At 70.0% G+C, this 24,374-nt stretch carries 18 protein-coding genes; 10 read left to right on the forward strand and 8 right to left on the reverse strand.

Annotation, left to right across the window (positions count from 1 at the left end):
- Window positions 1-88: 88 nt before the first annotated feature.
- Window positions 89-2,059, forward strand: coding sequence for a helix-turn-helix domain-containing protein (locus ACIGO6_RS23970; RefSeq protein ID WP_399879298.1), 1,971 nt, complete (start codon window positions 89-91; stop codon window positions 2,057-2,059).
- A 39-nt stretch (window positions 2,060-2,098) separates the two neighbouring features.
- Here ACIGO6_RS23970 and ACIGO6_RS23975 read toward each other — a convergent pair whose 3' ends face one another.
- From ACIGO6_RS23975 to ACIGO6_RS23985, 3 genes are all read right to left on the reverse strand, one after another.
- Window positions 2,099-3,478: an MFS transporter gene (locus ACIGO6_RS23975; RefSeq protein ID WP_399879300.1), complete on the reverse strand. Its 1,380-nt coding sequence runs from the start codon at window positions 3,476-3,478 to the stop codon at window positions 2,099-2,101.
- 808 nt (window positions 3,479-4,286) lie between these two features.
- The gene (locus tag ACIGO6_RS23980; RefSeq protein ID WP_399879301.1) at window positions 4,287-4,811 is read right to left on the reverse strand and encodes a hypothetical protein; all 525 of its coding nucleotides are present in this window, start codon (window positions 4,809-4,811) and stop codon (window positions 4,287-4,289) included.
- 216 nt (window positions 4,812-5,027) lie between these two features.
- On the reverse strand, window positions 5,028-5,258 hold the full coding sequence (locus ACIGO6_RS23985; RefSeq protein ID WP_399879302.1) for a hypothetical protein: 231 nt from the start codon (window positions 5,256-5,258) through the stop codon (window positions 5,028-5,030).
- On the opposite strand from ACIGO6_RS23985, the gene ACIGO6_RS23990 reads away from it, so the two are divergent.
- The 7 genes from ACIGO6_RS23990 (at window position 5,208) to ACIGO6_RS24020 (ending at window position 15,545) form a co-directional block, all read left to right on the forward strand.
- Complete coding sequence (locus ACIGO6_RS23990; RefSeq protein WP_399879502.1) at window positions 5,208-5,510, forward strand: FCD domain-containing protein; 303 nt, start codon at window positions 5,208-5,210, stop codon at window positions 5,508-5,510. The genes ACIGO6_RS23985 and ACIGO6_RS23990 overlap by 51 nt on opposite strands.
- A 728-nt stretch (window positions 5,511-6,238) precedes the next feature.
- A complete protein-coding gene (locus ACIGO6_RS23995) occupies window positions 6,239-8,833 on the forward strand; it encodes a Pls/PosA family non-ribosomal peptide synthetase (protein WP_399879504.1) in 2,595 nt (864 codons plus the stop codon).
- 10 nt (window positions 8,834-8,843) lie between these two features.
- The gene (locus ACIGO6_RS24000) at window positions 8,844-12,107 is read left to right on the forward strand and encodes an amino acid adenylation domain-containing protein (protein WP_399879304.1); all 3,264 of its coding nucleotides are present in this window, start codon (window positions 8,844-8,846) and stop codon (window positions 12,105-12,107) included.
- Window positions 12,108-12,149: 42 nt separating this feature from the next.
- Window positions 12,150-13,154: a TauD/TfdA family dioxygenase gene (locus ACIGO6_RS24005; protein WP_399879306.1), complete on the forward strand. Its 1,005-nt coding sequence runs from the start codon at window positions 12,150-12,152 to the stop codon at window positions 13,152-13,154.
- A complete protein-coding gene (sbnB, locus tag ACIGO6_RS24010; protein WP_399879308.1) occupies window positions 13,151-14,221 on the forward strand; it encodes a 2,3-diaminopropionate biosynthesis protein SbnB in 1,071 nt (356 codons plus the stop codon). Before ACIGO6_RS24005 ends, sbnB begins: the two co-directional genes overlap by 4 nt.
- 35 nt (window positions 14,222-14,256) lie before the next feature.
- Complete coding sequence (gene sbnA / locus ACIGO6_RS24015; RefSeq protein WP_399879310.1) at window positions 14,257-15,282, forward strand: 2,3-diaminopropionate biosynthesis protein SbnA; 1,026 nt, start codon at window positions 14,257-14,259, stop codon at window positions 15,280-15,282.
- A 98-nt stretch (window positions 15,283-15,380) separates the two neighbouring features.
- Window positions 15,381-15,545 (forward strand): hypothetical protein, encoded by a 165-nt coding sequence (locus tag ACIGO6_RS24020; RefSeq protein WP_399879312.1) that lies wholly within the window; start codon window positions 15,381-15,383, stop codon window positions 15,543-15,545.
- Window positions 15,546-15,630: 85 nt separating this feature from the next.
- Here ACIGO6_RS24020 and ACIGO6_RS24025 read toward each other — a convergent pair whose 3' ends face one another.
- From ACIGO6_RS24025 to ACIGO6_RS24035, 3 genes are all read right to left on the reverse strand, one after another.
- Entirely contained in the window at window positions 15,631-16,758 is a 1,128-nt protein-coding gene (locus tag ACIGO6_RS24025) for an alpha/beta hydrolase (RefSeq protein WP_399879314.1), read from the reverse strand.
- A gap of 189 nt (window positions 16,759-16,947) precedes the next feature.
- Window positions 16,948-18,252, reverse strand: a complete 1,305-nt coding sequence (locus tag ACIGO6_RS24030) for a glycosyltransferase (RefSeq protein ID WP_399879315.1) — start codon at window positions 18,250-18,252, stop codon at window positions 16,948-16,950.
- A gap of 165 nt (window positions 18,253-18,417) precedes the next feature.
- Window positions 18,418-19,149, reverse strand: a complete 732-nt coding sequence (locus ACIGO6_RS24035) for an SDR family oxidoreductase (protein WP_399879317.1) — start codon at window positions 19,147-19,149, stop codon at window positions 18,418-18,420.
- A gap of 186 nt (window positions 19,150-19,335) precedes the next feature.
- Here ACIGO6_RS24035 and ACIGO6_RS24040 point away from each other — a divergent pair, with 186 nt between their 5' ends.
- Window positions 19,336-19,764 (forward strand): VOC family protein, encoded by a 429-nt coding sequence (locus ACIGO6_RS24040; protein ID WP_399879319.1) that lies wholly within the window; start codon window positions 19,336-19,338, stop codon window positions 19,762-19,764.
- Between the two features lie 105 nt (window positions 19,765-19,869).
- Here the strand turns inward: ACIGO6_RS24040 and ACIGO6_RS24045 are convergent, their stop codons facing one another.
- Complete coding sequence (locus ACIGO6_RS24045) at window positions 19,870-21,732, reverse strand: glycoside hydrolase family 3 protein (protein ID WP_399879321.1); 1,863 nt, start codon at window positions 21,730-21,732, stop codon at window positions 19,870-19,872.
- 211 nt (window positions 21,733-21,943) lie between these two features.
- Between ACIGO6_RS24045 and ACIGO6_RS24050 the strand changes: the two genes are divergently transcribed.
- Window positions 21,944-22,963 (forward strand): LacI family DNA-binding transcriptional regulator, encoded by a 1,020-nt coding sequence (locus ACIGO6_RS24050; RefSeq protein WP_399879323.1) that lies wholly within the window; start codon window positions 21,944-21,946, stop codon window positions 22,961-22,963.
- Between the two features lie 39 nt (window positions 22,964-23,002).
- On the opposite strand, the gene ACIGO6_RS24055 is transcribed toward ACIGO6_RS24050, so the two are convergent.
- Complete coding sequence (locus tag ACIGO6_RS24055; RefSeq protein WP_399879325.1) at window positions 23,003-24,358, reverse strand: GH1 family beta-glucosidase; 1,356 nt, start codon at window positions 24,356-24,358, stop codon at window positions 23,003-23,005.
- Window positions 24,359-24,374: the final 16 nt, after the last annotated feature.

A 24,374-nucleotide genomic window follows, 5' to 3' on the forward strand; every position in this document is an offset into this window, starting at 1 on the left:
TCCGCCGGACGGACAGGGCGCCGGCCCCGGCATCCCGGGTTTTCCACAGGGCTGCCGGACCGGCCCTGCGATGGGGAATCCTGTGACCATGTCCCGCGATCACGTGCAGTCCGACGAGCGCCTCGCCCACGATGCCGGAGCGCCGGCCGGCGATGCCGTGGGCCCGTCGCCCACCGCCGTCGAGACGCCGTTCCTGGAGCTGCTGGCCCGGGGCGCCCCGGCCGAGGCCTACGAGCAGCCGGTGCTGCGCGCCCGCGCGGAGTCGGGCCCGGCCGGGCGGATCGACGCGCTCGAACAGGCCAAGCGCCTCGCCCTGCGCGTGCGCTCCGAGCTGGAGGGCAGGCGCCGGCGGGAGGCCGAGCTGTCCGCGCTGTTCGAGACCGCCCACGACCTCGCCGGACTGCGCGACCTGGACGCCGTGCTGCGCGCGATCGTGCAGCGCGCCCGCTCCCTGCTCGGCACCGACGTGGCCTACCTCAGCCTCAACGACCCGGCGCGCGGCGACACGTACATGCGCGTCACCGAGGGCTCGGTCGCGGCCCGCTTCCAGCAGCTGCGGCTGGGCATGGGGGAGGGCCTCGGCGGCCTGGTCGCCCAGACCGCCCGCCCCTACGTCACCGACGACTACTTCAAGGACGCCCGCTTCCAGCACACGCGCACCATCGACGCGGGCGTGCACGACGAGGGCCTCGTCGCCATCCTCGGCGTGCCCCTGATGCTCGGCCACCACGTCATCGGCGTGCTGTTCGCCGCGGACCGGCGCGCCCGCGTCTTCGAACGCGAGCAGATCGCCCTGCTCGGCTCCTTCGCCGCCCTCGCGGCGGCCGCCATCGACACGGCGAACCTGCTCGCCGAGACCCGCTCGGCCCTCGCCGGCCTGGAGCGGGCCAACGAGATCATCCGGGACCGCAGCGCGGCCATCGAGCGCGCCTCCGACGTCCACGACCGGCTCGCCGAACTCGTCCTGCGCGGCGGCGGCGTCCACGACGTGGCCGCCGCCGTCTCCCAGGTCCTGGCCGGCACCGTCGAGTTCACCGAGGCCGTCCGGGCACCGGCGAGCGCCCTGGAGGCCTCCCGGGCCGAGGGGCACGCGGTGCGGCACGAGGACGACTGGATCGCCGCCGTCACCGCCGGCGGCGAACTGCTCGGCGCCCTCGTGCTGCACGGCCACCCCGGGCTCGACCCCGTCGACCAACTCACCCTGGAACGCGCCGCGATGGTCACCTCCCTGCTGCTGCTCGCCCGGCGCTCCGCCGCCGAGGCCGAACAGCGCGTCCGCGGTGAGCTGCTGGACGACCTGCTCGACGCCCGCGACCGCGACCCGCGCCTCCTGCGCGAGCGTGCCGCCCGGCTGCGCGCCGACCTCGACGCCACCCACGTCGTCCTCGCCGCCCGCCTCGACGCCTCCGCGCCCGACGCCGACCAGGAGGCGGACGCGCGCAGGCGCCTGTGGGCCGCGGCCTCCCACCTCGCCGCCACCCGGCACGGCCTGGCCGCCGCCCGGGACGGCGGCACCGTACTGCTGCTGCCCCTCGCCGCCCGGGACGGTGCCACCGACCTGGCCCGCCGCACCGCCCGGGAGCTCGGCACGGCCGTCCACGAGGCCGTCACCGTCGGCGCCTCCGCCCCCGTCGAGGATCTCGCCGCCGGTCCCGAGGCCGTGGCCGGTGCCTACACCGAGGCCAGACGCTGCCTGGACGCCCTGCGTCTGCTGGGCCGCTCCGGGGACGGCGCCGCCGCCGAGGACTTCGGGTTCCTGGGGCTGCTGCTGGCCGGGGACCAGGACGTCTCCGGCTTCGTCGACCGCACCATCGGCGAGGTCATGGCCTACGACCGGCGACGCGGCACCGAACTGCTGCGCACCCTCGACGCGTACTTCGCCTGCGGCATGAGCCCCGCCCGCACCAAGGACGAGCTCCACGTCCACGTGAACACGGTCGCCCAGCGCCTGGAGCGCGTCGGCCGCCTCCTGGGCGAGGACTGGCAGAACCCCGACCGTGCGCTGGAGATACAGCTCGCCCTGAGACTCCGCCGGTTGTCGGCCCCGGCACACGACTGACCCCCGTACGGGACGGGGGTCAGGGCTGCGGCGACGGGGTCAGGCGGTGTGCGCCCGGGTGGCGGGCGAGTCGGCCGGCCCCTCCAGGTCCTCGCCCGTCACCGCGACCTCGGAGAGGTCCCGGTTCCGGGTCTCCTTGGCCACGCCCACGGCGATCAGCGTCAGTACGACCGAGGCGATGACATAGAGGGAGATCGGGGTCGAGCTGTCGTACTCGCTCAGCAGCGCGGTGGCGATCAGCGGCGCGGGCGCACCGGCGGCGACCGAGGCGAACTGGGCGCCGATGGAAGCACCGGAGTAACGCATCCGGGTCGCGAACATCTCGGAGAAGAAGGCCGCCTGGGGCGCGTACATCGCTCCGTGCAGCACCAGTCCCACGGTCACCGCGAGCAGCAGGCTGCCGAAGCCGCCGGTGTCGATCAGCAGGAAGAACGGGAACATCCACAGCCCGACACCGGCCGCGCCCAGCAGATACACGGGACGACGTCCGATCCGGTCCGACAGCGCGCCCCAGGCCGGGATGACCGCGAAGTGCACGGCCGAGGCGATCAGCACCGCGTTGAGCGCGGTCTGCTTGGAGACGTCGGCCGCGGTGGTGGCGTAGACGAGGATGAAGGCGGTGATGACGTAGTAGCTGATGTTCTCCGCCATGCGTGCGCCCATCGCGATCAGCACGTCACGCCAGTGGTGTCGCATCACGGCGACCAGCGGAAGCGGCTCGGCGTCCGCCTTGCGGGACTCGGCCTGCGCCAACGCCTGCTTGAAGACCGGCGATTCGTCGACGGACAGACGAATCCACAGACCGACCATGACCAGTACCCCGGAGAGCAGGAACGGGATCCGCCAGCCCCAGCTGTTGAACGCGGAGTCCGACAGCACGGCCGTCAGCAGCGACAGCACCCCGGTGGCCAGCAGCTGTCCGGCCGGCGCCCCGGTCTGCGGCCACGACGCCCAGAACCCGCGCCGCCGCGCGTCCCCGTGCTCGGACACCAGCAGCACGGCTCCGCCCCACTCACCGCCGAGCGCGAAGCCCTGCACGAGCCGCAGCACGGTCAGCAGCACGGGAGCGGCCGTGCCGATGGTCGCGTGCGTGGGCAGCAGCCCGATCGCGAAGGTCGCCCCGCCCATCATCAACAGGCTCAGCACCAGCAGCTTCTTGCGCCCGAGCCGGTCACCGTAGTGCCCGAACACCAGAGCCCCCAGCGGCCGCGCGGCGAACCCGACGGCGTACGTCAGGAACGACAGCAGCGTGCCGACCAGCGGGTCGGAGTCCGGGAAGAAGAGCTTGTTGAAGACGAGGGCGGCGGCGGAACCGTAGAGGAAGAAGTCGTACCACTCGATGGTGGTGCCGATGAGGGACGCGGCGACGATGCGCTTGAGGTTGCCGGGTGTCGGGGGAGCGGATGCTGCTGAGGCCATGTGCGCCACTTCCTCGTGTGCGGTGGGGACGGGTACGTGTCGGCACACGGTAGGAAGCCGCAGGTCAAGGGCACATGTGGCGGGGCAACATAGTTCGGGGACCGGGTATGCGCGCGGCCACCATGCTTGCTCAGGGACGGGGGGTTCAGGTGCCTGGGAGAGGTCGAAACGAGCGCTGTCCGGGAAGCGTGGTTCGGGGTGATTCGACGGCGCGGTACTGGCTCCCGTGCTGGTTCTGTGCTGACTGCAAGGCCACGTCATCGCCCGTCTTCACCTGTCCCGTGCTGACGTGGTGCTGACTACGCTGCGTCGAACTCGGGCATATGGTTGCCGCTCGGACAGGGCCCATTTCCTCGTTGCTGCCGCGTGCGCCTCCGAAGTGGGGCTGTTCGAAGCACGCACCGTGCTTTCGGCGGACGGCTCGTTCGAGCCGAAGATCGTCAAGAAGCGGCAGAAGCGCTCGCCAGTTATCAGCCATCGTGTGCGCGTCGACGAGGGGACGGGCAGTCGGCGCCACCGGCACCAGCTCCCCGTCCCTGAGGAGTTAGGCGTCGAGTTTCGCCCTCGCCTCTAGCAGCATGTGCAGCTGGTGAACCAACGGCTTGGTCTTGTCGCTCACCTAGCACTGGACAGGTGCTGTCCGTCGGGAGCTTCGCGGGGAGGTGTCCGATGTTGTTCTTGGCAAGCTGCTGCGACGTCCCACAGGGCGAAGCCTTCGTCCGGAAGGCCAATGATCTCTGGCAGCTTCGCCCACGCTTGCTCGGCAGCGGGTGCTCCGCCAGTCACCGGTTCTGAAGCTCGGAACTCGTCATGGCACGTCTCCCTGTTCTTGCAGAAACTGGCTCACTTCGGCGGCGAGGGAGTCCTTGGTGCGAGCGGCCCGCTTGGAAGTGCGGGTAGCTGCTTCCGGTACGTCGATGCCGCCGACCCACACGTGTGGGTCGGCCGGCTCATCGTCGATGCGCATGTGGATCTGAATGTCGAGAATATCCAGGCGCCGGGCGGGTGCGGCTGCGTAGAAGGTCGCTGAGGCGCGGCGCAGCGGGTACAGCTTGAAGCCCTCGATCTCCCGGGAGTTGTAGTCGAGGTACACGGAGTCCCCGTCCTTGCCGGCCCGCACATCGAGGTGGCGCCGCTCAAGTTCGATCATGAACCATTCCTCGGCGCGGTTCTCGACTGTGACGCGGAAACTGAAGTATGTGAGTCCCTTTGCATCACTGTCCCGGCCTTCGGGCGGGACGTCCCCCTTCTTGACCGAGTGGACACGGACGCGTATCCCCTTGTGGTCATCGTCGTACTCGCGCCAGTCACCGATGACGTTCGGCCGATGCATCCCCACCCCTGGTGTCTCTCGCAGCAAAGCGTACGGTCGAGCCAAGGTTACCGACGACAATCACTGTCGGTTACTTACAACGGCTGACGCGATGAGGGAGTCGTTCGCTGGGAGACCATGAGGACCGCAGTAGGTTCGGGCGACGCCCGAGGCTTGCCGGCTACATGTCGCCAGTTCACCAACGTGTGTGGGCTTGGTCCTCGTCGGCAATGACGCTCATGCCGTGGAAACCGCTTCGGTCTTCTCCGTATTGCTTTCGCTCTCGGCCGCGGCGAGGCGCTTGTTGCGGCGGACCGAGGACCAGAACCCGCCGCCATCCTCGGACCCGGCTTCGTCCTGGACCGCGACGCCCTCGAAGCCGTCCGCGCCCAGCAGCAGCGCCTGGTCGACGGGGAGATCCGCACGATCGGCAACGCCCAGCTGTACGACCTCAACAGCCGTTTCCACGAGACCGTCATGGCGTGCAGCAACAACACGTTCTTCATCGACTCCCTGCGCCGCGTCGACCGACTGCGCCGCCTCATCGAGTACCGGCGCTCCCTGCAACGCGACCGCGCGGCCCTGCGCTGCGCCGAGCACGTGCGCATCGCCGACCTCCTTCTGGCCGGCGAACGCGCCGAGGCGTCGGCCTACCTGCGTGAACACCTGTCGTCCGTGAGCCAGGAGAAGACGCGCCGCAGGGCGGGTACCGCCGTCTGACGGTGCGCCCGGCGGGGCGGGACCGGCTTCGGTACCCGGCCCCGCACCGTGGTCAGTGAGCGTTCACCTTCCTGCGGCCGACTTCGACGAACTCCTCCAGGTGAGAGAAACGGCCGGGACCGCATGGCCGTGTTCAGGATCCGCATGGCGCTTCGCTGGAGGTCACGGAGGCGCATGGTGACGTGGTACTCGCCCCTGACGGTGACGGTGTAGGAGACCACCGGAGTGCTGTCGTCCCCGGGCACGGAGTGCACGACGTCCGTGACGCGGACGGCGGCCTTCGTCGTGGCGTCGGTGACGGGGTCGGCCAGTATCGACGTGCACTCAGACGGATCATGAGGCAGATGCACGGCCGCGCCGGGTTCGATCTCCTCCGCCACCGCATCATGCTCGCCTGACGGGGCGGGCCAGTGTCATTCCACGTTCACCAGTTTTGCACTCACCTGGTCCTGAGGGCCCGCCATTCGGGTGATCCGAGATGTGCCGCGATACCTGCGGTAGTCAAGGGATCACGGGGCTGCCGAGCACATTCCCGCTCACACGGTGATCGATTCGGAGTGGCGGCCTGACGGCAGTTGGCCGAAACTGGGGCGACAGTTTGTAACCGGAGAAGAGCACATGCCCGAGCTTCCGATGGCTCGGCAGGACTTTGTACGGCGCTCGAGCGCCAGGACCCCTCATCGGTTTTGGCCGAAGGCGATCCAGACGTCCTCCTCGAAGGAGATCACATCGTGGAGCAGTCGGATGTCCATATAGAAGGACCGGACGACAGCGCCGTCATCGGGCGGAGCAGTCCCGGTCCGACGAGGGTGGACACCGAAAGGCGACTGGCGGATGCGCTGGCCGACGTCGTAGGCGTCGAGAGCGTTCCGGCCGACGTGCACTTCTTCGACGTCCTTGGTGCGAACTCGCTGGTCATGGCACAGTTCTGCGCGCGAGTCCGGAAGCGGGAGGACCTTCCCTCACCGTCCATGAAGGACATCTACCGGTACCCCACGATTCGAAGCCTGACGGCGGCCCTCACGGAGTCCGCCCCGGATCCCGCTGATTCCCCGGCTGTTCTGGAGTCAGCTGCGCGGATGAGGCCGCCGGATCCGGTTACGCGGACGAGTAAGCTTTCACACGTCCTTTGCGGAACGCTTCAATTGCTGTTCTTCCTGGGATATTCGGTGGTCGCCGGATTCGTCACCGCAGGGGGATACGAGTGGGTCGCCGCCGGTTCGGGTCCGGTGGACATCTATCTGCGGTCGCTGCTGTTCGGCGGCGTCGGATTTGTGGCCCTGTGTGCTTTCCCGGTCGTCGCCAAATGGGTGCTCGTCGGTCGTTGGAAGCCATGCGAATTCCCCGTTTGGAGCATGACGTACCTGCGCTTCTGGGTCGTCAAGGCACTGCTGCACGCGAATCCGATGATCCTCTTCGTCGGAAATCCGCTGTACGTGCTGTATCTGAGGGCACTCGGTGCGCGGATCGGCAGAGGGGTCACGATCCTCTCCCGGTCCGTCCCGGTCTGCACCGACCTGCTGACGATCGGCTCCGGCACGGTCGTCCGCAAGGAGTCGTTCTTCCTCGGCTACCGGGCGCGCGCGGGACGTATCGAGACCGGTTGGATCACCCTCGGCCGTGACGTCTACATCGGTGAGAAGACCGTCCTCGACATCGATACGTCCATGGGCGACGGTGCCCAGCTGGGTCACACCTCGTCCCTGCACCGCGGCCAGACCGTCCGGGACGGCGAGCGCCGGCACGGGTCCCCCGCACAGCCCACGGAGGTCGACTACCTGCGCGTCGCGTCGGCCTCGTGCGGCGCCATGCGCCGGGCCTGGTACGGTCTCGCCTCCCTGCTCCAGCTGTTCTTCCTGTACATACCGCTGGCCGTGGGCGGGATGTACACGCTGTTCATCGAGGTGCCGGCGGTCCGCGAGCGGCTCGAACCCACGGCCGCGCTGTCGCTGCCGGAACTGGTGTCCGACGCGCTGGGCCTCTCCCTCGTGCTGTTCCTCGGCTTCGTCGTCCTGGGACTCGTCGCCCTGTGCACCCTCCCGCGTTTGCTCGGTCTGGCCGTCAGACCGGACAGGGTGTATCCGCTCTACGGGTTCCGGTACGCGGTACATCGTGCGACGGCGCGGATGACGAACATCAAGTTCTTCACCTGGCTCTTCGGGGACAGTTCGTACATCGTGCACTACCTGCGCGGCATCGGATACGACCTGTCGCACGTCGAGCAGACCGGGTCGAACTTCGGCACCGCGGTGCAGCACGAGAGCCCCCTGCTCGTGTCCGTGGGCACGGGAACCATGGTGGCCGACGGACTCTCCGTCATCAACGCGGACTACTCCGCAACGTCCTTCCGGCTGTCGCGGGCATCGATCGGGCCGCGCAACTTCCTGGGCAACAACATCGCCTATCCCACCGGCGGCAGGACGGGCGAGAACTGCCTGCTGGCGACGAAGGTGATGGTGCCCCTGGACGGAGAGGTCCGCGAAGGGGTCGGACTCCTCGGCTCGCCGTGCTTCGAGATCCCCAGGTCGGTGGAGCGCGACTCGCGGTTCGACGACCTCAGGACCGGCGAGAACCTGCGGCGCCGCCTCGCCGCGAAGAACCGTCACAACGTGCGCACGATGGCCCTCATGCTCTTCGTGCGGTGGCTGCACACACTCGTACTCACGTGCCTCGCCCTCGCCTCGGTGCACCTGTACAGCGTGCTCGGACACATCGTGATCGCCGCGTACATGGCACTGACGCTTGCCCTCTCCACCGCCTACTACATCCTGGTGGAACGCTGCCTCACCTCGTTCCGCCGGCTGCGCCCCATGCTGTGCTCCATCTACGAACCCGCCTTCTGGTCGCACGAGCGCCTGTGGAAGGTCCCGGACCATTACCTGAACATCTTCAACGGAACTCCCTACAAGACACTTGTCTGGCGCCTGCTGGGCGTTCGCATCGGCAGCAGGGTCTTCGACGACGGCTGCTTCCTGACGGAACGTACGCTCACCGCCATCGGCGACGAAGCCACCCTCAACGCCGGAAGCAAGGTTCAGTGCCACTCGCAGGAGGACGGCACCTTCAAGTCCGACGGCGCCACGCTGGGTGCCCGCTGCACGCTGGGCGTCGCCGCGCACGTGCACTACGGCGTGACGATGGGCGACGGCGCGGAACTGGCGCCGGATTCCTTCCTCATGAAGGGCGAGGAGGTCCCCCCGCACGCGCGCTGGGGCGGCAACCCCGCCGTCGAGATGCCGCAGGCCGCGGCACAGCCCGCCGGCACCGGCCCGACGACACCACCGCCCGTGGACAGCGCCGCCGCGGCGGCGACCGCGAACTGAGGAGCAATCGATGGGAGCGCGTGTGGAAGCGGACCGGGAGTTCTGGAGCCGTGTGCTGACCGCCGGTGGGTTCACCGCAGTGCCGCGATGGGTCCGGGAGCCGGTTCCCGGTACGGCCGAACACGAGACGCCGGTGCCCGAGACCGTGGCGGACGCGGTGCACGGCCTGGCACGGCAGCTTGGGGTGCCGGCCGGCGCGCTGCTGCTGGCGGCGCACGCGAAGGTGCTGGCCGCCCTCTCCGGCGAGCAGGACGTGGTGACGGGATACGCCGCCGAAGCGCGCGGCGAGCCCCTGCCCTGCCGCCTCGCCGTGGCCCCCGGTACCTGGCGCGCGCTGGTGTCGTCGGCTCACCGTGCGGAGGCGGACGTGCTGGCGCACCGGGAGTTTCCGGTGGAGGAGCTGCGTCACGAACTGCGGGTCGCGGAGCCGTCGTACGAGGTCGTGTTCGGACCCATGGCGGCGGACGGGCCCCCGGCCGGTGACGGCGTCCTGCACGTGCACTGGTCCGAAAGCGGCGGACGGCTCACGCTGCGGCTGCGCTATCGCACGGACGCCCTGGACGACGAGAGCGCGGCCCGGATCGCCGGCTACCACCTGACGGCGCTCGGCCTGATGACGGCCGATGCGGACGCCGGGCACACGCGGCAGAGCCTGCTGTCGGAGGCCGAGACGCACGAGCAACTGGAAAGACTGGCCGGCCCCCGGCGGGCGCTGCCGGACGCGCGGGCGCACGAACTGTTCGAGCAGCGCGCGCGGGCGCACCCGGAAGCGGTGGCGGCGGTGCACGGAGAGCGGCAGTGGACGTACGGCGAACTCAATGGACGCGCCAACCGGTTGGCACGGGCGCTGCTGGCCCGCGGACTGGGCCGCGAGGACGTGGTCGCCGTCGTCACCGAACGCGGTCTCGACTGGCTGGCCGCGACGCTGGCGGTCTTCAAAGCGGGCGGCGCGTACCTGCCCATCGAGCCCCACTTCCCGCCCGGCCGCATCGCGGCGACGCTGGCGCGGGCCGGATGCCGGCTGGTGCTGACCGAATCGGGCAGCACCAGCACCCTCGACCAGGCGATGGCCACCGTACCGGAGGCCGAGCGGCTGCTCATCGAGGACGCGTACGCGGAACCGCACGCCGACGACGACCCCGGCGTCGCGGTGGACGCCGGCCGGCTGGCCTACATCTACTTCACCTCCGGCTCCACCGGCGAGCCGAAGGGGGCGATGTGCGAGCACGCGGGCATGCTCAACCACCTCTTCGCCAAGATCGACGACTTGGGCATCGGCGAGGGCGACGTGGTGGCGCAGACGGCACCGCAGTGCTTCGACATCTCGCTGTGGCAGCTGGTGTCTCCGCTGCTGGTGGGCGGGCGGACGCTGCTGGTGGGGCAGGACGTGCTCGTGGACGTGGAGCGGTTCGCCGACACACTGGTGAGCGGCCGGGCCGGTGTCACCCAGCTCGTGCCCTCCTATCTGGAGGTCCTGGTCTCGTACCTGGAGCAGCACCCCCGCGAGCTCCCGGACCTGCGCTACGTGTCGGTGACCGGTGAGGCGCTCAAACCGGAGCTGGTCCAGCGCTGGTTCGCCGTCCAGCCGGGGATCAGGCTGGTCAACGCCTATGGTTTGACCGAGACCTCGGACGACACCAACCACGAGATCATCGACGGGGTGTGCGAGCGTGTCCTGCTGGGGCGGGCGGTCAACAACGTGCACGTCTACGTCGTGGACGAGCGGCTGGCGCTGGTGCCGCTGGGGGCACCCGGGCTGATCGCCTTCTCCGGTGTCTGTGTGGGCCGGGGCTACGTCAACGATCCCGAGCGGACCCGTGAGGCGTACCTCGAGGACCCGTACCGGCCGGGCGAGCGGCTCTACCTGGGCGGTGACCGGGGCCGCTGGCACCCCGGTGGCAAGCTGGAGTTCCTCGGGCGCAGGGACAACCAGGTCAAGATCCGTGGCTTCCGCATCGAGATCGGCGAGATCGAGAACACCCTGCTCCGGCTTCCCGGCGTCCGGGACGGCGCGGTGGTCGTCGACGACCGGGCAGGACAGGGCAAGCACCTGATCGCCTTCTACTCGGGGCGGCAGCTGCCCACGGACGAGCTGCGCCGAGCGCTCGCCACCGACTTGCCCGCCTACATGCTCCCTTCCGCCTTCCACTGGCGGTCCGCCCTGCCACTGACGGCGAACGGCAAGATCGACAGGAAGGCGCTCACCGTGCTGGCCGAGCGGAGCGTGTCTGCCGCGCACGGCGACACCGCAGGCGCGCAGGACCGCGTACCGCGCACCCAGGCCGAGCGGAGGCTGGCGGCCGCCTGGGCCGAGGTGCTCGGTGTGCCCGAGCACCAGATCGGCCGTACGGACCACTTCTTCGAATCCGGGGGCACCTCCCTGACGGCGGTGAAGCTCACGATCGCGCTCGACCGCGCGGTGTCCCTCAAGGACATCACCCGGCACCCGGTTCTCGCCGAGCTGGCCGCCCTCCTCGACGGCGCGTCCAGGCAGCGCACGGAGCTGCTCCAGCCGCTGTCAGCGGCGAACGCAGCTCCGGAGTGCACACTCGTGTGCTTCCCCTACGCGGGCGGCAACGCCGTCAACTACCGGCCGATGGCAGATGCGCTGGCGCAAAGCGGCACCCAGGTCCTCGCGGTGGACCTGCCCGGTCACGACCTCGCTGCTCCCCACGAGCCGTTCGCGTCGATCGCACAGGTGGCCGAGCGGGTCGCCGCCGAGATCACCGCGCGTGGCCTGACCCGGGTCATGCTGTGGGGCCACTCGTCGGGCACCGCACCGGCCATGGAGACGGCCCGTAGGCTCCAGGAGCGCGGTGTGGAGGTGAAGCGGCTGTTCCTCGGCGCGCAGTTGCTCGGCACCGCAGCCGAACGCCAGGCCCTCATCGACGAACTGACAAGCCGGGACGACGGCGCCGTCGCCGCACATCTGACCACGGAAGGCGGCTACGTGGAGCTGTCGGAGCTGAACGACCAGCACGCCGAGCACATCGGTGCCGCCTACCGGCACGACTGCCTGTCCGCGCACCGGTACTTCCGCGACGCCCTGGAGAACCCGCCACGGGTGAAGCTGTCGGTTCCGGTGTCGGTGGTCGTGGCCGCCGACGACCCGTACACGGCCGGACACGCCGACGCCCACCGGGACTGGCTGCTGCTGGCCGAGCACGTGGACCTGCACGAGCTCGCGGACGGCGGCCACTACTTCCCGCGCCTCCGCCCGGCCGAGGCGGCACAGGCCGTCCTCGCCGCCGGCGCCCCGCTGGCGTCCTCCTGAACCTTCTCAAGCCTCCAGACGGGCAACCGAAAGGAAACCGAGATGTCGACCTCATCCCTGGCAGCCCCGTTCGACGTGCAGCTGCGGCCGGACAGACCGGCGGTAGTGCACATCGACGCCCCTGCCGACGCGACGAGTTGGGCGGCGCAGCACCGCGAGGCGCTGCGCGCACAGGTCACCGAACACGGGGCGCTGCTGGTCCGCGGCCTGGGACTGCGGGACACGGATCAGGCCGGTGCCGTCTTCTCCCGTCTGACCGGCGGCCGCATGACGGAGCGGGAGTCCTTCGCCCCCCGCCAGGAGTTCGGCCCGGGGCTCTACTCCTCCACGACCTGGCCGGCCAACCAGCCGATGTGCATGCACCACGAGCTGAGCTACACCCTGAAGGCTCCCGGCCTCATGCTGTTCGCCTGCCTGACCGCGCCCGACCAGGGCGGGGCCACGGCGGTGGCCGACGCCGCCCGGGTCCTGCAGGCGCTGCCCGCCGAGCCGAGGGAACGCTTCGCGCGTGAGGGCTGGCTGCTGACCCGCTCCTACACCGACGAGATCGGGGCGTCCCTGGAGGAGTCGTTCGGCACCGGCGACCGAGCCGAGATCGAGCGCTACTGCCGGGCCAACGCCATCGACTTCGCCTGGCAGCCGGACGGTTCCCTGCGCACCACCCAGCGGCGCCCGGCCGTGGTCCGGCACCCCCTCACGGGCCAGGACTGCTGGTTCAACCAGATCGCCTTCCTCAACGAGTGGACGCTGGCCCCGGAGGTGCGCGAGTACCTCGTGGACCTCTACGGCGAGGACGGCCTGCCGTTCAACACCCGTTTCGGAGACGGCAGCCCGATCGGAGAGGACGTCGTCCGACTGCTCAACGCGACCTACGACGAGCACACCCGGCGCGAGCCCTGGCAGGCCGGTGATCTGCTGCTCGTCGACAACGTCCGCACCGCCCACAGCAGGGAGCCCTACACCGGAGAGCGGCAGGTGCTGGTCGGCATGGCCGAGCCCCACCGCCCGGCCGGCTCCGGCCCGACCCCCGAGGCAGGCCGGCGATGACCAACCTGTTGTCCACCACCACGCAGCCGGCCGTGCCCGACACGGCTTCGGCGCCGACGTTCGCGGTCATCTCCGGTGCGCAGGTTCAGCAGGCGCTCGACGGGCGAGAGAAGGAGATCGTCGAACTGGTCGAGGACACCTACCGGGTGCACGGCGCCGGGGACTCGGTCAACCCCCCGTCCTACTTCCTGCGTTTCCCCGACCGACCCACCGCACGGATCATCGCGCTGCCGGCCTCCGTCGGCGGGCCGGTGCACGTCGACGGGCTCAAGTGGATCTCCAGCTTCCCGGACAACGTACGGGCCGGGCTGCCCCGCGCCTCCGCGGTCCTCATCCTCAACGACCCCGCCACCGGCTACCCCTTCGCCTGCCTGGAGAGCTCCATCATCAGCGCGACCAGGACAGCGGCGTCCGCCGCGCTGGCCGCCGACTGGCTCAGCCGCTCCCGGCCGCGCCCGACCCGTGTCGGGTTCATCGGCACGGGCCTGATCGCCCGCTACCTCCACACGTTCCTCGCCGGCACCGGCTGGACGTTCGACACCATCGGCGTGCACGACCTCGCCGCCGACAGCGCCTCCGGATTCTGCGGGTACCTGAGGCAGAGCGGGACCACCGCCGAGGTCACCGTCCACGACAGTGCCGAGGACCTCATCCGCGCCGCCGACCTCGTGGTATTCGCCACCGTCGCAGGCGAACCCCACGTCACCGACCCGTCCCTGTTCGCCCACAACCCCCTGGTCCTGCACGTGTCCCTGCGCGACCTCGCCCCCGAAGTCCTCTTGGCCTCGGCCAACTTCGTCGACGACGTCGAGCACTGTCTGAAGGCCGACACCTCCCCCCACCTCACCGAACAGCGCACCGGCAACCGGGACTTCCTGAACGGCACACTCAACGACGTGATGCTCGGTCGGGCCGCCCCGCCGTCCGACCGACCCGTGGTCTTCTCACCCTTCGGACTCGGTGTCCTCGACCTCGCCGTCGGCAAGTACGTCTACGACGAGGCAGCCCGGGCGGGAAACCTGCGTCTCATCGACAACTTCTTTTACGACCTGCGCCGGTACGGCTGAGGCCATTGCCCCTTCCCGGTACCAGGAGGCCCAACGTGCCCGTCATATCCGCTCCCCATGACTTCAACGAAGGCCGTCTCTTCGTCGACCTCAAGTCGATCTTCGGATGGCCCCTCTACCTGAAGTGTGAGGGCTTCAACTTTGCCGGCTCCATCAAGTTGAAGGCCGCGAACGAGATGGTGGCGAGCGCCGAGCGGGACGGCATCCTGAAACCGGACTCCGTCATCGTCGAATCCTCGTCCGGAAACCTGGGCGTGGCGCTGAGCATGATCGCCGCCAGCAAGGGCTACCGGTTCCTGTGCGTGACGGACTCCCGTTGCAACCTGTCGACCCGACTGCTGATGGAGGCTCTCGGCAGCCAGGTGCACACCGTGGCCGACCCGGACGAGAACGGAGGTTTCCTGGGCACACGTATCGAGTACGTCCGCTCGCTGTGTGCCTCCGACAGCCGGTACGTGTGGCTCAGCCAGTACACCAATGCCGGCAACTGGCGGGCGCACTACCGTACGACGGCACAGCAGATCGCCCGCCACTTTCCGCGCCTGGACGCCCTGTTCATCGGAACGGGCACCGCCGGGACCCTGATGGGCTGCGCCCGCTTCTTCCGGCAGTGGCACCGGCCGGTGCGCATCGTCGCCGTGGACACCGTGGGATCGGTGGCCTTCGGCGGCGAACCCGGCCGCCGGATGATCCCCGGGCTCGGCATGAGCATGCGTCCCCCGTTGCTCGACGAGTCCTACGTCAACGAGGTCATCCACGTCGAGGAGGCGGAGACCATCCGCACCTGCCACCGTATGGCCCGGCGCGGCTTTCTGTTCGGCGGCTCAACGGGAACGGTGGTCAGTGGCGCGACGGACTGGCTGTCCCGTCACGATGCCCGGGACATCACCGCAGTGGCCATCGCCCCCGACCTCGGTGAGCGCTACCTCGACACCATCTACCAGACCAACTGGCTGCAGGACCTGTACGGCGACCAGATCTTCGAGCCGGAACAGATGACCGCCACGATCCAGACCGAGGAGCCCCAGCCCCGCGCACGGGACCGTCGGCCACAGCCGTAGGCGACGCCGCCGTGCGGCACACTGCACCTGGGCCGGTCACGTCCGCCGGAGCCCGCGCAGGTTCGAATCCTGCCGGGGGGCCGGGGGCGTGCGTGCCCATGGGGCACGAGGTCCCCTGCGTCGTCGAGGGGATCGGTTCGCAGGTCACCGGCCCAGAACGCGGCGACTTCGTCATCGCGCCGTTCGCGTTCACCGACAACACCTGCCCGTACGGCGTCGGCGGCGTCGGGGCGCGCAGGTGCGGATGCATGCCGGCACCCTGACAGCGTGCCGGCAGCCGTCGGTTCGAGGTGCGGGGCGTCATGGTTCGAAGAAGGGTGGGTTGGCGATCAGCGCCCGCCCTTGCGGTCAGGCGAGGTTCTGGGTGAAGAACTCGTCGAGCCTGTCGAACGGGATGAGGTCCTTGCGGTCGTAGAGGTCGACGTGGTCCGCGCCCGGGACGATCACGAGGTCGACGGTGTCGGGGGCCATCTTCTGGACGTCCTCGGAGTAGTAGCGGGAGTGCGCGTCGGCGCCGGCCACCAGGAGGGCCTTGCGGGGTGCCAGCATGTCGAGGTTCGTCATCAGCGGGAAGGCGAAGAACGACATCGGCGTGGTCCCGGTCCACGCGGTGGTGGAGTTGATCGAGCGCGGGTGGTGGCCGCGCTGGGTGCGGTAGTAGTCGAAGAAGCTCGCCGTGATCGGGTCGGCGTCCGCCGGGAGGGTCCTGGGCAGGACGCGGTTCGTGGGGGCGACGTTGCCGTTGTCGTCGAAGGGGACCTCGTGGGAGAGCCGCGCGTAGGTGCCGTTCTCGGCGTCGGTCCAGCGCTGCCGGCTGAGGTGGTCCACGACCTTGTGGCGCTGCTCGGGCGTGTAGTAGTCCTCGTGGCCGCGGGACATGCTGCGCGACATGTCGTACATCGAGGCCGTGGCGACCGCCTTGATACGGCTGTCCGCGGCCGCCGCGGTGAGCGCAATGCCGCTGAGGCCGCAGACGGCCTGCGCGCCGATCCGCTCGCGGTCGACGATCCTCTGCAGGCCGAGGAAGTCGACGGCGGCGCTGTAGTCCTCGGTGTAGATGTCGGGCGAGGCCACGTCGCGCACCGTGCCGCCGCTCTCCCCGGTGAAGGAGGGGTCGAAGGCGAGGGCGACGTAGCCGCGGCGGGCGAACTCGTTGGCGTAGAGCCCCGAGGACTGTTCCTTGACCGCGCCGAAGGGGCCGCTGACCACCAGGGCGGGCAGCCTGCCCCGGGCGTTCCTCGGCACGTAGAGGTCCGCGGCGACCTCGATGCCGTAGCGGTTCGTGAACCGCACCGGGGTCCGCTCGACGTTCTTGTCCAGCGCGAAGGTGTAGCCGTCCCTGGCCGTGGCCCTGCCCTGTCCTGCGGCGCCCGCGGGCTGGCCGGTCACCGCACCGAAGGCGGGCACAGCCGTGAAGGAGGCGGCGGTGGCGGCGCCGGTGGCGGCGATCAGTCCGAGCGCTTTGCGACGTTCCATGGAGTGGTCCTCATACTCGGTCGGTGGAGGAGTAGGCGCGACGGTCGGTGGTGTCGTGACCGAGGCGCGTTTCCAGGGAACCGCTTCTGCGCCGGGCGTGGCAGGTTGGGCTTGTGGGGGGTACAAGCTCAACCCCCCAAACCCGCGGGGTGGTCCACCGCCACCCCGGACGTCCGAGGGCCGGTGGGATCACCCCGTGGCGGCCCGCTCGATCAGATCCGCGGCCCTGCGCAGTCCGTCGCGGGCCCGGATCGTCTCACCGACCTCGGTGAGGGCGCGCCGCAGAGTCGTGTCGCCGAGCAGGCGGCCGATCGCGCCGTGGAGTTCGGCGTCGGTGAAACGGTACGGGTCGAGCCGGATGCCGTGGCCCAGTTCGGTCATGCGCTGGGCGTTGTCGTGCTGGTCCCAGAACAGCGGCAACAGGATCATGGGCTTGCCGAAGTGGAGGGCCTCGGTGGTCGTGTTGTTGCCGCCGTGCGTGATGACGAGGTCGACCAGCGGGAGGATCCGGGTCTGCGGCAGGAACTCCTCGCCCCACATGTTCGGCGGCAGCTCGATCTCCTCGTGCAGCGGGCCTTTGGAGACGATGCAGCGGTGCGGGGTGCGGGCGAGCGAGGCGATGACCCTGCGCATGAGGTCCACGTCGGCCGATCCGAGCGATCCGAGGCTGAAGTAGATCAGCGCGCCGCCGCCGTCGGCCAGGTCGGGCGGGGGTGTGAACGCCTCCTGCGTCTCACGGACCGAGGAGTCCAGCCGGTGCCAGGTGGGGCCCAGCGGACGAGCGTCCGTGTAGTCGGCCGACTCGGGAAAGACGTACAGGTTCAGATCGCCCTCGTGGATGAACTCCAGGTCGGGCAGCGGAGGCGCGCCCTGCTCGGTCACCCAGGCGCTGAAGTCGCTCCACAGGCTCCGGTGCGTGCGGTCGTACTCGGCGCGGAACTCGTCCCATCCGCTCCTGTCCTCGGCCGGAAGCCCGGAGAACGGCGGTGGAACGTGCCCGCCCTTCATCTCCAGCGGGTTGCAGGAAACGGAAACGATCCGCACGAAGGGCACCCCCGCCGTGGTCAACGCCGGGAAGCACACGACGTTGTCCTCGACGATCACATCCGGCCGGACCCGGTCGATGATCTCCTTCAGCTGGGGCTCGCAGTACCGGGCGCCGGAGACCAACTCCTCCCACACCGGCTTGATCCAGGTGCCTAGCTGCTCGATGGTCGGCTTGCGGAACTCGGGTGCGGTGTCGCGCACGAAGTCCTTCCAGAACTGGCCCGCGTCCTGGGGCTGTTCGGGCGGCGGGGCCAGATCGACCAGCTCCTCCTCGAAACCGAGGGGCGTGAGGCGGCCCTTCCAGGACGCCTCCGCGGCGAACACCACACGGTGCCCCCGGCGGCGCAGGACGTCCCCGATCCCTACGCAGTTGTTCGTCGGCCCGTACGCGCTCTCCGGTGCGAAGAGGACGGTCAGGGGTCGTAACGGTCTTCCCGTGGGTGACAAGCCCAACTCCTTCACCGACTAAGGCGGTTCAGAAGTTTCGCACCGGATCGGAAGGCGGGGCAAGACCACCGGGACCGCCTTGTGCGTGCTGGTCGGGCCGCCGAGCCAGGACCGGGACGCCTCGGAGGCGAGGGTGGGCAGAGCCGATCGCCACAGCCGGATGGTTCAGGAGAGCCAGTCGCGGTAGTGGGTGGGGGCGATGCGGGCGTCACCGTGGGCGGTGAGGGCATCGCCGTGGACGGCGGCGAACATGCCGGCGGTGTCGTCGGTCACCACCGTACGGCCGTCGGGGTGGGCGTCCAGGGTGATCCGGCCGAGTTCGTCGAGGGGGAAGACGTCGGGACCGGCGATGTCGACGGTGCCGTTCAGCGGGGGAGCGACGGCGACTTCGGCGACAGTGTCGGAGATGTCCTGGGCGGCGATCGGCTGGACAGGGGTGGCGGGCAGGCGGACGGTGTCGCCCTCGGTGGTCCAGGACATGACGGCGTCGACGAACTCCATGAACTGGGTGGCGCGGACGATCGAGTAGGGGACCGGCCCGGCCTTGAGGACGTCTTCCTGGAGGACCTTGGCCCGGTAGTAGACGAGGTCGGGCACCTGGTCCGCGCCGACGATCGAGAGAATGACGACGTGCCCCACCCCGGCCTCGTGGCAGGCGGCCAGGAGGTTGTCCATCGAGGTCCGGAAGAACGCCGGGGACGCGTCGTCGAAGGTCGGGGAATTCGTCAGATTGACGACCACGTCGGCGCCGGCCACCGCCTCCGCCAGGCCCTGGCCCGTGATCACGTCGACACCGGTGGACAGCGACTGCGGCACGGCCTCGTGCCCGGCAGCGTTCAGCTTCTTCACGACCTGCGACCCGATCCGGCCGGTACCGCCGATGACTGCGATTCTCATGGAGCACCCTTCGTCCCGCACCGATAGGTCATACGCCCAGATTGCGGCCGTTCGGTGTGCGGCGCACGCGGGCGGTGCGCTCATGCGCGCCCCATGGCTCACGATTCCTGGTCGCCGCACGCCTGTGTGCCCGCTCCGCTCCGCTTGGGGTGATGAACGGCAGAGTCCCGCTGGTACGGTGCGCCCATGTCGGCGATCAAGACGTTCCAAGTCACCTTCGACTGCGCGGAGCCCGAGCGCCTCGCTCGCTTTTGGTGCGAGGTCCTGGGCTACGTCGTGCCGCCGCCACCGGAGGGCTTCGCCACGTGGGACGACTTCAAGCGTTCGCAGCCGCCAGAACAGCAGGATTCATGGTTCGCCTGTGTGGATCCCTCGGGTGTGGGCCCGCGACTGTACTTCCAGCGCGTCCCCGAAGGAAAGGCCGCCAAGAACCGGGTGCACCTCGATGTGCGGGTCGGCACCGGTCTCGTGGGCGAGGAGCGCCTCGCCGCACTCGAGGCCGAACGCGCACGCCTGGTGCCGCTCGGCGCGGTTCACGTGACCACGCTCTACGACGGCAACGATTCGTGCATTCCGATGCTGGACATCGAGGGCAACGAGTTCTGTATCGACTGAGCACGGTCGGTTCGCGACAGCTGCCTTGTCGCGGGTGACGCTCTCGGCCCCGGTGCTCCTCCCTTCAGGGGCACCGGGGCGGGAAGGTGTGGGCGGACGCGGACGTCAGTCGTCGTACGACAGGCCGTGGCCGGAGCGGAAGAGGATCCTGGCCGGGTCGTCGGCCCGCTGGACGGGCACGGGCAGCTTGCCGCGCGGCTCGACGCGGCCGGCGATCACCCGGGCGGCGGCGCGCAGTTCGACCTCGGTCCAGCAGTAGGAGACCAGTGAGGCCGGGACGTCGCCGAGGTGGGCGATGTCGTAGGGGTTGCGCACCGCGAGGTGGACGACGGGGACGCCCGTCGCGAGCAGCCGGGACACCAGAGTGCGCTGGGCGCTGGCGGCGCCGACGTTGTCGGTGGTGACCACCACCGCGTCGCGTCCCTGTGCGGCGGCCACGGCCTCGTCGATCTTCGCCGCGTCGGGCTCCCGGCCGGTGGCGAGGTGGGTGGTGCTGTACCCCAGTTCGTCGAACGCCTGGGCCAGCTCGGGCACCGTGGTGCGGGTGGCGTCGGTCGGGAAGGCCGGGCTGGCGCCGACCACGAGCAGCTTCCTCTGCCGGCGGCCGAGCGGGAGCGCCTCGTCCTCGTTGACCAGCAGGGTGGTGGTGCGCTCGGCGATCCGGGCGGCGGCGATCCGGTGCCGGCGGGCGCCGACGACCCGGTCGACCTCCTTCGGGGAGACGTAGGGGCTGCCGCTGAGCAGACCGACCTTGTCCTTGACCCGCAGGATGCGCAGGACCGACTCGTCGAGCCGGTCCTCGGTGATCTCTCCACTGCGGACGGCGGCCAGGACGCCGTGGTAGGCGACGTCGATGTTCGGCGGGAAGAGAAGCTGATCGGCGCCGGCCTTGAGGGCGAGGACGGGCACGCGGTCGTCGCCGTACTTGGTGCGCACACCCTGCATGTTGAGGGCGTCGGTGACGATCACGCCCTCGAAGCCGAGTTCGTCGCGCAGCACGCCCTGGAGGATCCTGGGCGACAGGGTCGCCGGTTCGTTGCTGGGGTCGAGAGCGGGGACCTGGAGGTGCGCGGTCATGATCGAGTCGACACCGGCGGCGATCGCGGCCCTGAAGGGCGGGGCGTCGATGCGGTCCCACTCCTCGCGGGTGTGGGTGATCACGGGCAGTCCGGTGTGACTGTCCTGCGCGGTGTCCCCGTGGCCCGGGAAGTGCTTGGCGCAGGCCACCACGCCGGCGTGCTGATACCCCGTCACCTGCGCCGCGACCATTCGGCCGACCTCGCGGGCGTCGGCGCCGAAGGAGCGGATGTTGATGATGGGGTTGGCCGGATTGACGTTGACGTCGGCGACCGGGGCGAAGTTCTGATGGATGCCCAGGGCGGCGAGTTCGGCGCCCGATATCCGTCCGGCGGTGCGCGCGTCGGAGAGCGAGCGGCCCGCGCCGAGCGCCATCGCGCCCGGCAGCTGGGTGGCGCCGCTGCCGATGCGGACGTTGGCCCCGTGCTCCTGGTCGATGGAGATCAGGGACGGGATGGGGGTGGGCAGGGCGAGCGAGGCCCGCTGCACCCCGTTGGTCAGGTCCGCGATCTGGCGGGGGTCCTGGATGTTGTTCGCCCAGCCGGAGAAGTAGATGACTCCGCCGATGTGGTACTTGGCGATCAGCTCGGCCACCGTGCGGACGCCGAGTTCCCTGAGGTTGCGGTCCTGGTCGAACTGGCTGGGAGAAGTCGCCGACGTACCGTAGAAGTACGGCACGAACAGCTGGCCGATCTTCGCCTCGGTGCTCATCCTGGAGATGATCTTCTTGAGACGCCTGTCGCGGCTGTCGCGGCTGTCGCGCTTGTCGCGGTTCTCGTGCTGGTGTGCGACCGCGGGGGTGGTCGTCACGCCCACGGCGCCGGTCGCGCTCGCGGCGACCACGGTCGCGGAGGCGAGAACGGTCCGTCTGGACAGACTCCGGTCCTGCATGCGGACATGCTCCTTCCAGCCTTGCTCGTCAAGGGGATTGAAGGAAACGTGAAGGACTCCGAACTGCGGGAAACGTAGTCCGCGGGTCACGAGCAGAGCAAGAGGTCTAGACACAATAGGTCTAGACAAAGTGCGGCTTCGGTGTCACCGGGGTGTGCCGCGATCGGAGGACGGTCTGCCCGTGAGAGTGCCCGGCGTTAGAGTTCCGCCCATGAACAGGCAGGTCCCGACGCTGGAGGACGTCGCGCGGGAGGCGGGGGTCTCCCGCGCCACCGTGTCGCGGGTCGTGAACGGCGTACGCAACGTCGATCCCGGTATCCAGGACCTGGTCCGCAGTGCGATCGAACGGACGGGTTACACACCGAACCGCGTGGCGAGGGCGTTGGTCACCCGACGCACCGGGACGGTGGCCCTCGTCGTCTCCGGCGCAGGCGACGCCTTCGCCGGCCGCGTGTTCGCCGACCCGTTCTTCGGCCGTGTCGTCAACGGCGTCGTGGGGTATCTCCGGGCCCGCACGATGCAACCGGTGCTGCTGTTCGCCGAATCGGAGGCGGCCAGGAAGCAGGTGGTCGACTACCTGCGGCAGGGCAGTGCGGACGGCGCCCTGGTGGTCTCCGTGCAACCGGACGACCCGCTGCCGGACATGCTCGTCTCCACCCGCGTCCCCACGGTGCTGTTCGCACGTCCCACGCGGGCGACACCGGTCAGTTGCGTCGATCTGGACCACTACGCGGGGGGACGACTGGCCGGGGAGCGTCTCCTGGCTCGTGGTTGCCGCCGTATCGCGGTGATCAGTGCTCCGCCCGATCTCCGGGCCGGCCGGGAACGTCTCGCCGGATTCCGCGACGTCCTGGCTCGAGCCGGGTACGACGGCCCGCCCGTGGCCGAGGGCGTCTTCACGCTGGACAGCGGGGCGGCGGCGATGGCCACGCTGCTGCGGGCCCACCCCGCTGTGGACGGCGTGTTCGCCGCCAACGACCTGATGGCCCAGGGCGCCTGCCAAGTCCTGCGGGAACAGGGCAGGCGCATACCGGAGGACGTCGCCGTCGTCGGGTTCGACGACTCGAGCATCGCCGTGACCTGCCGGCCGTCGCTGACCACCGTGCGCCAGCCGGTGGAGGACATGGCGGCGGCCATGGCCAGGATGCTCGGCGAGCAGCTCCAGGGCACCCGTACCGAACCCCGCACCCTCGTCTTCGAACCGGAACTGGTCGAACGCGAGTCCGCCTGATCAAGGCCGCCGTCCGCCGGGCGGACACCGCCCGCGAGGTCAGGAGTGGGACTCCCGGTGGGCCCGGATGATCTCCGCGTACCGCAGGCCGCTCGTCTTGACGGTGCGGGCCTGAGTCGCGTAGTCGACGTGGACGAGGCCGAAGCGCTTGTCGTAGCCGTAGGCCCACTCGAAGTTGTCGAGCAGGGACCAGGCGTAGTACCCGGCCAGCGGCGCGCCCTTGCGGACCGCCCGGGCGCAGGCGCTCACGTGCTGCTCCAGGTAGCGGGCCCGGTCGGGGTCGTGGACGGCGCCGTCGGGCGCGACGGTGTCGGGGAAGGCGGAGCCGTTCTCGGTGACGTACAGCTTGCGGACTCCGTAGTCGTCGGTCAGGCGCAGCAGGAGGGCCTCCAGGCCCCCGGCGTCGATGTGCCAGTCCATGCCGGTGCGCGGTACGTCGGGCAGCCGGACCTCACGGGCGTACGGGACGGGGCCTTGGGGGTCGTCGGTGACGGTCGCCGGGAAGTAGTAGTTGAGGCCGTGCCAGTCGAGGGGCGCGGCGATCGTGTCCAGGTCGCCGGTGCGCTCCGGCAGGTCCACGCCGTACAGGTCGCGCATGTCGGCGGGGAAGCCGCGGCCGTGGACGGGGTCGAGCCACCAGCGGTTGGTGTGGCCGTCCATGCGGGTGGCCGCCGCGATGTCCTCCGGGCGGGTCGAGGCCGCCTCGACGGTGGAGTGGTTGGTGACCAGGCCGACCTGTGCGCCGGGGGCCGCCGCGCGGATCGCCCGTGTGGCGAGGCCGTGGGCGAGCAGCAGGTGGTACGAGGCGTGCACGGCGGCGGTCAGGTCGGTCAGGCCGGGCGCCATGCGGCCCTCCAGGTGGCCGATCCAGCCGGAGCAGAGGGGTTCGTTGAGGGTGGCCCACTGGGTGACGCGGTCGCCGAGCCGGGCAGCGACGGCGGAGGCGTAGGCGGCGAGGTGTTCGGCGGTGTCGCGTACGGTCCAGCCGCCGCGGTCCTGGAGGGCCTGGGGGAGGTCCCAGTGGTAGAGGGTGATGTTGGGGGTGATGCCGGCGTCGAGGAGGGCGTCGACGAGCCGGTCGTAGAAGTCGAGGCCGGCCGCGTTGACCGGTCCGTCACCGGCGGGCATCACGCGGGGCCAGGCGACGGACATGCGGTAGGTGTCGGTGCCGAGCCGCTTCATCAGGGCGATGTCCTCGGGCCACCGGTGGTAGTGGTCGCAGGCCACGTCGCCGTGATCGTCATTGTCGACCTTGCCCGGCGTGTGGGAGAAGGTGTCCCAGATCGACGGTGCCCGGCCGTCCTCGGCGACGGCGCCCTCGATCTGGTAGGCGGAGGTGGCCGTGCCCCAGGTGAAGCCGGCGGGGAAGGCGGCGAGGTCAAGCGATTCGGACACAGAGAGCCTTTCTGGG

This window comes from Streptomyces sp. NPDC053750 (assembly GCF_044544295.1).
Classification (GTDB): Bacteria; Actinomycetota; Actinomycetes; order Streptomycetales; family Streptomycetaceae; genus Streptomyces.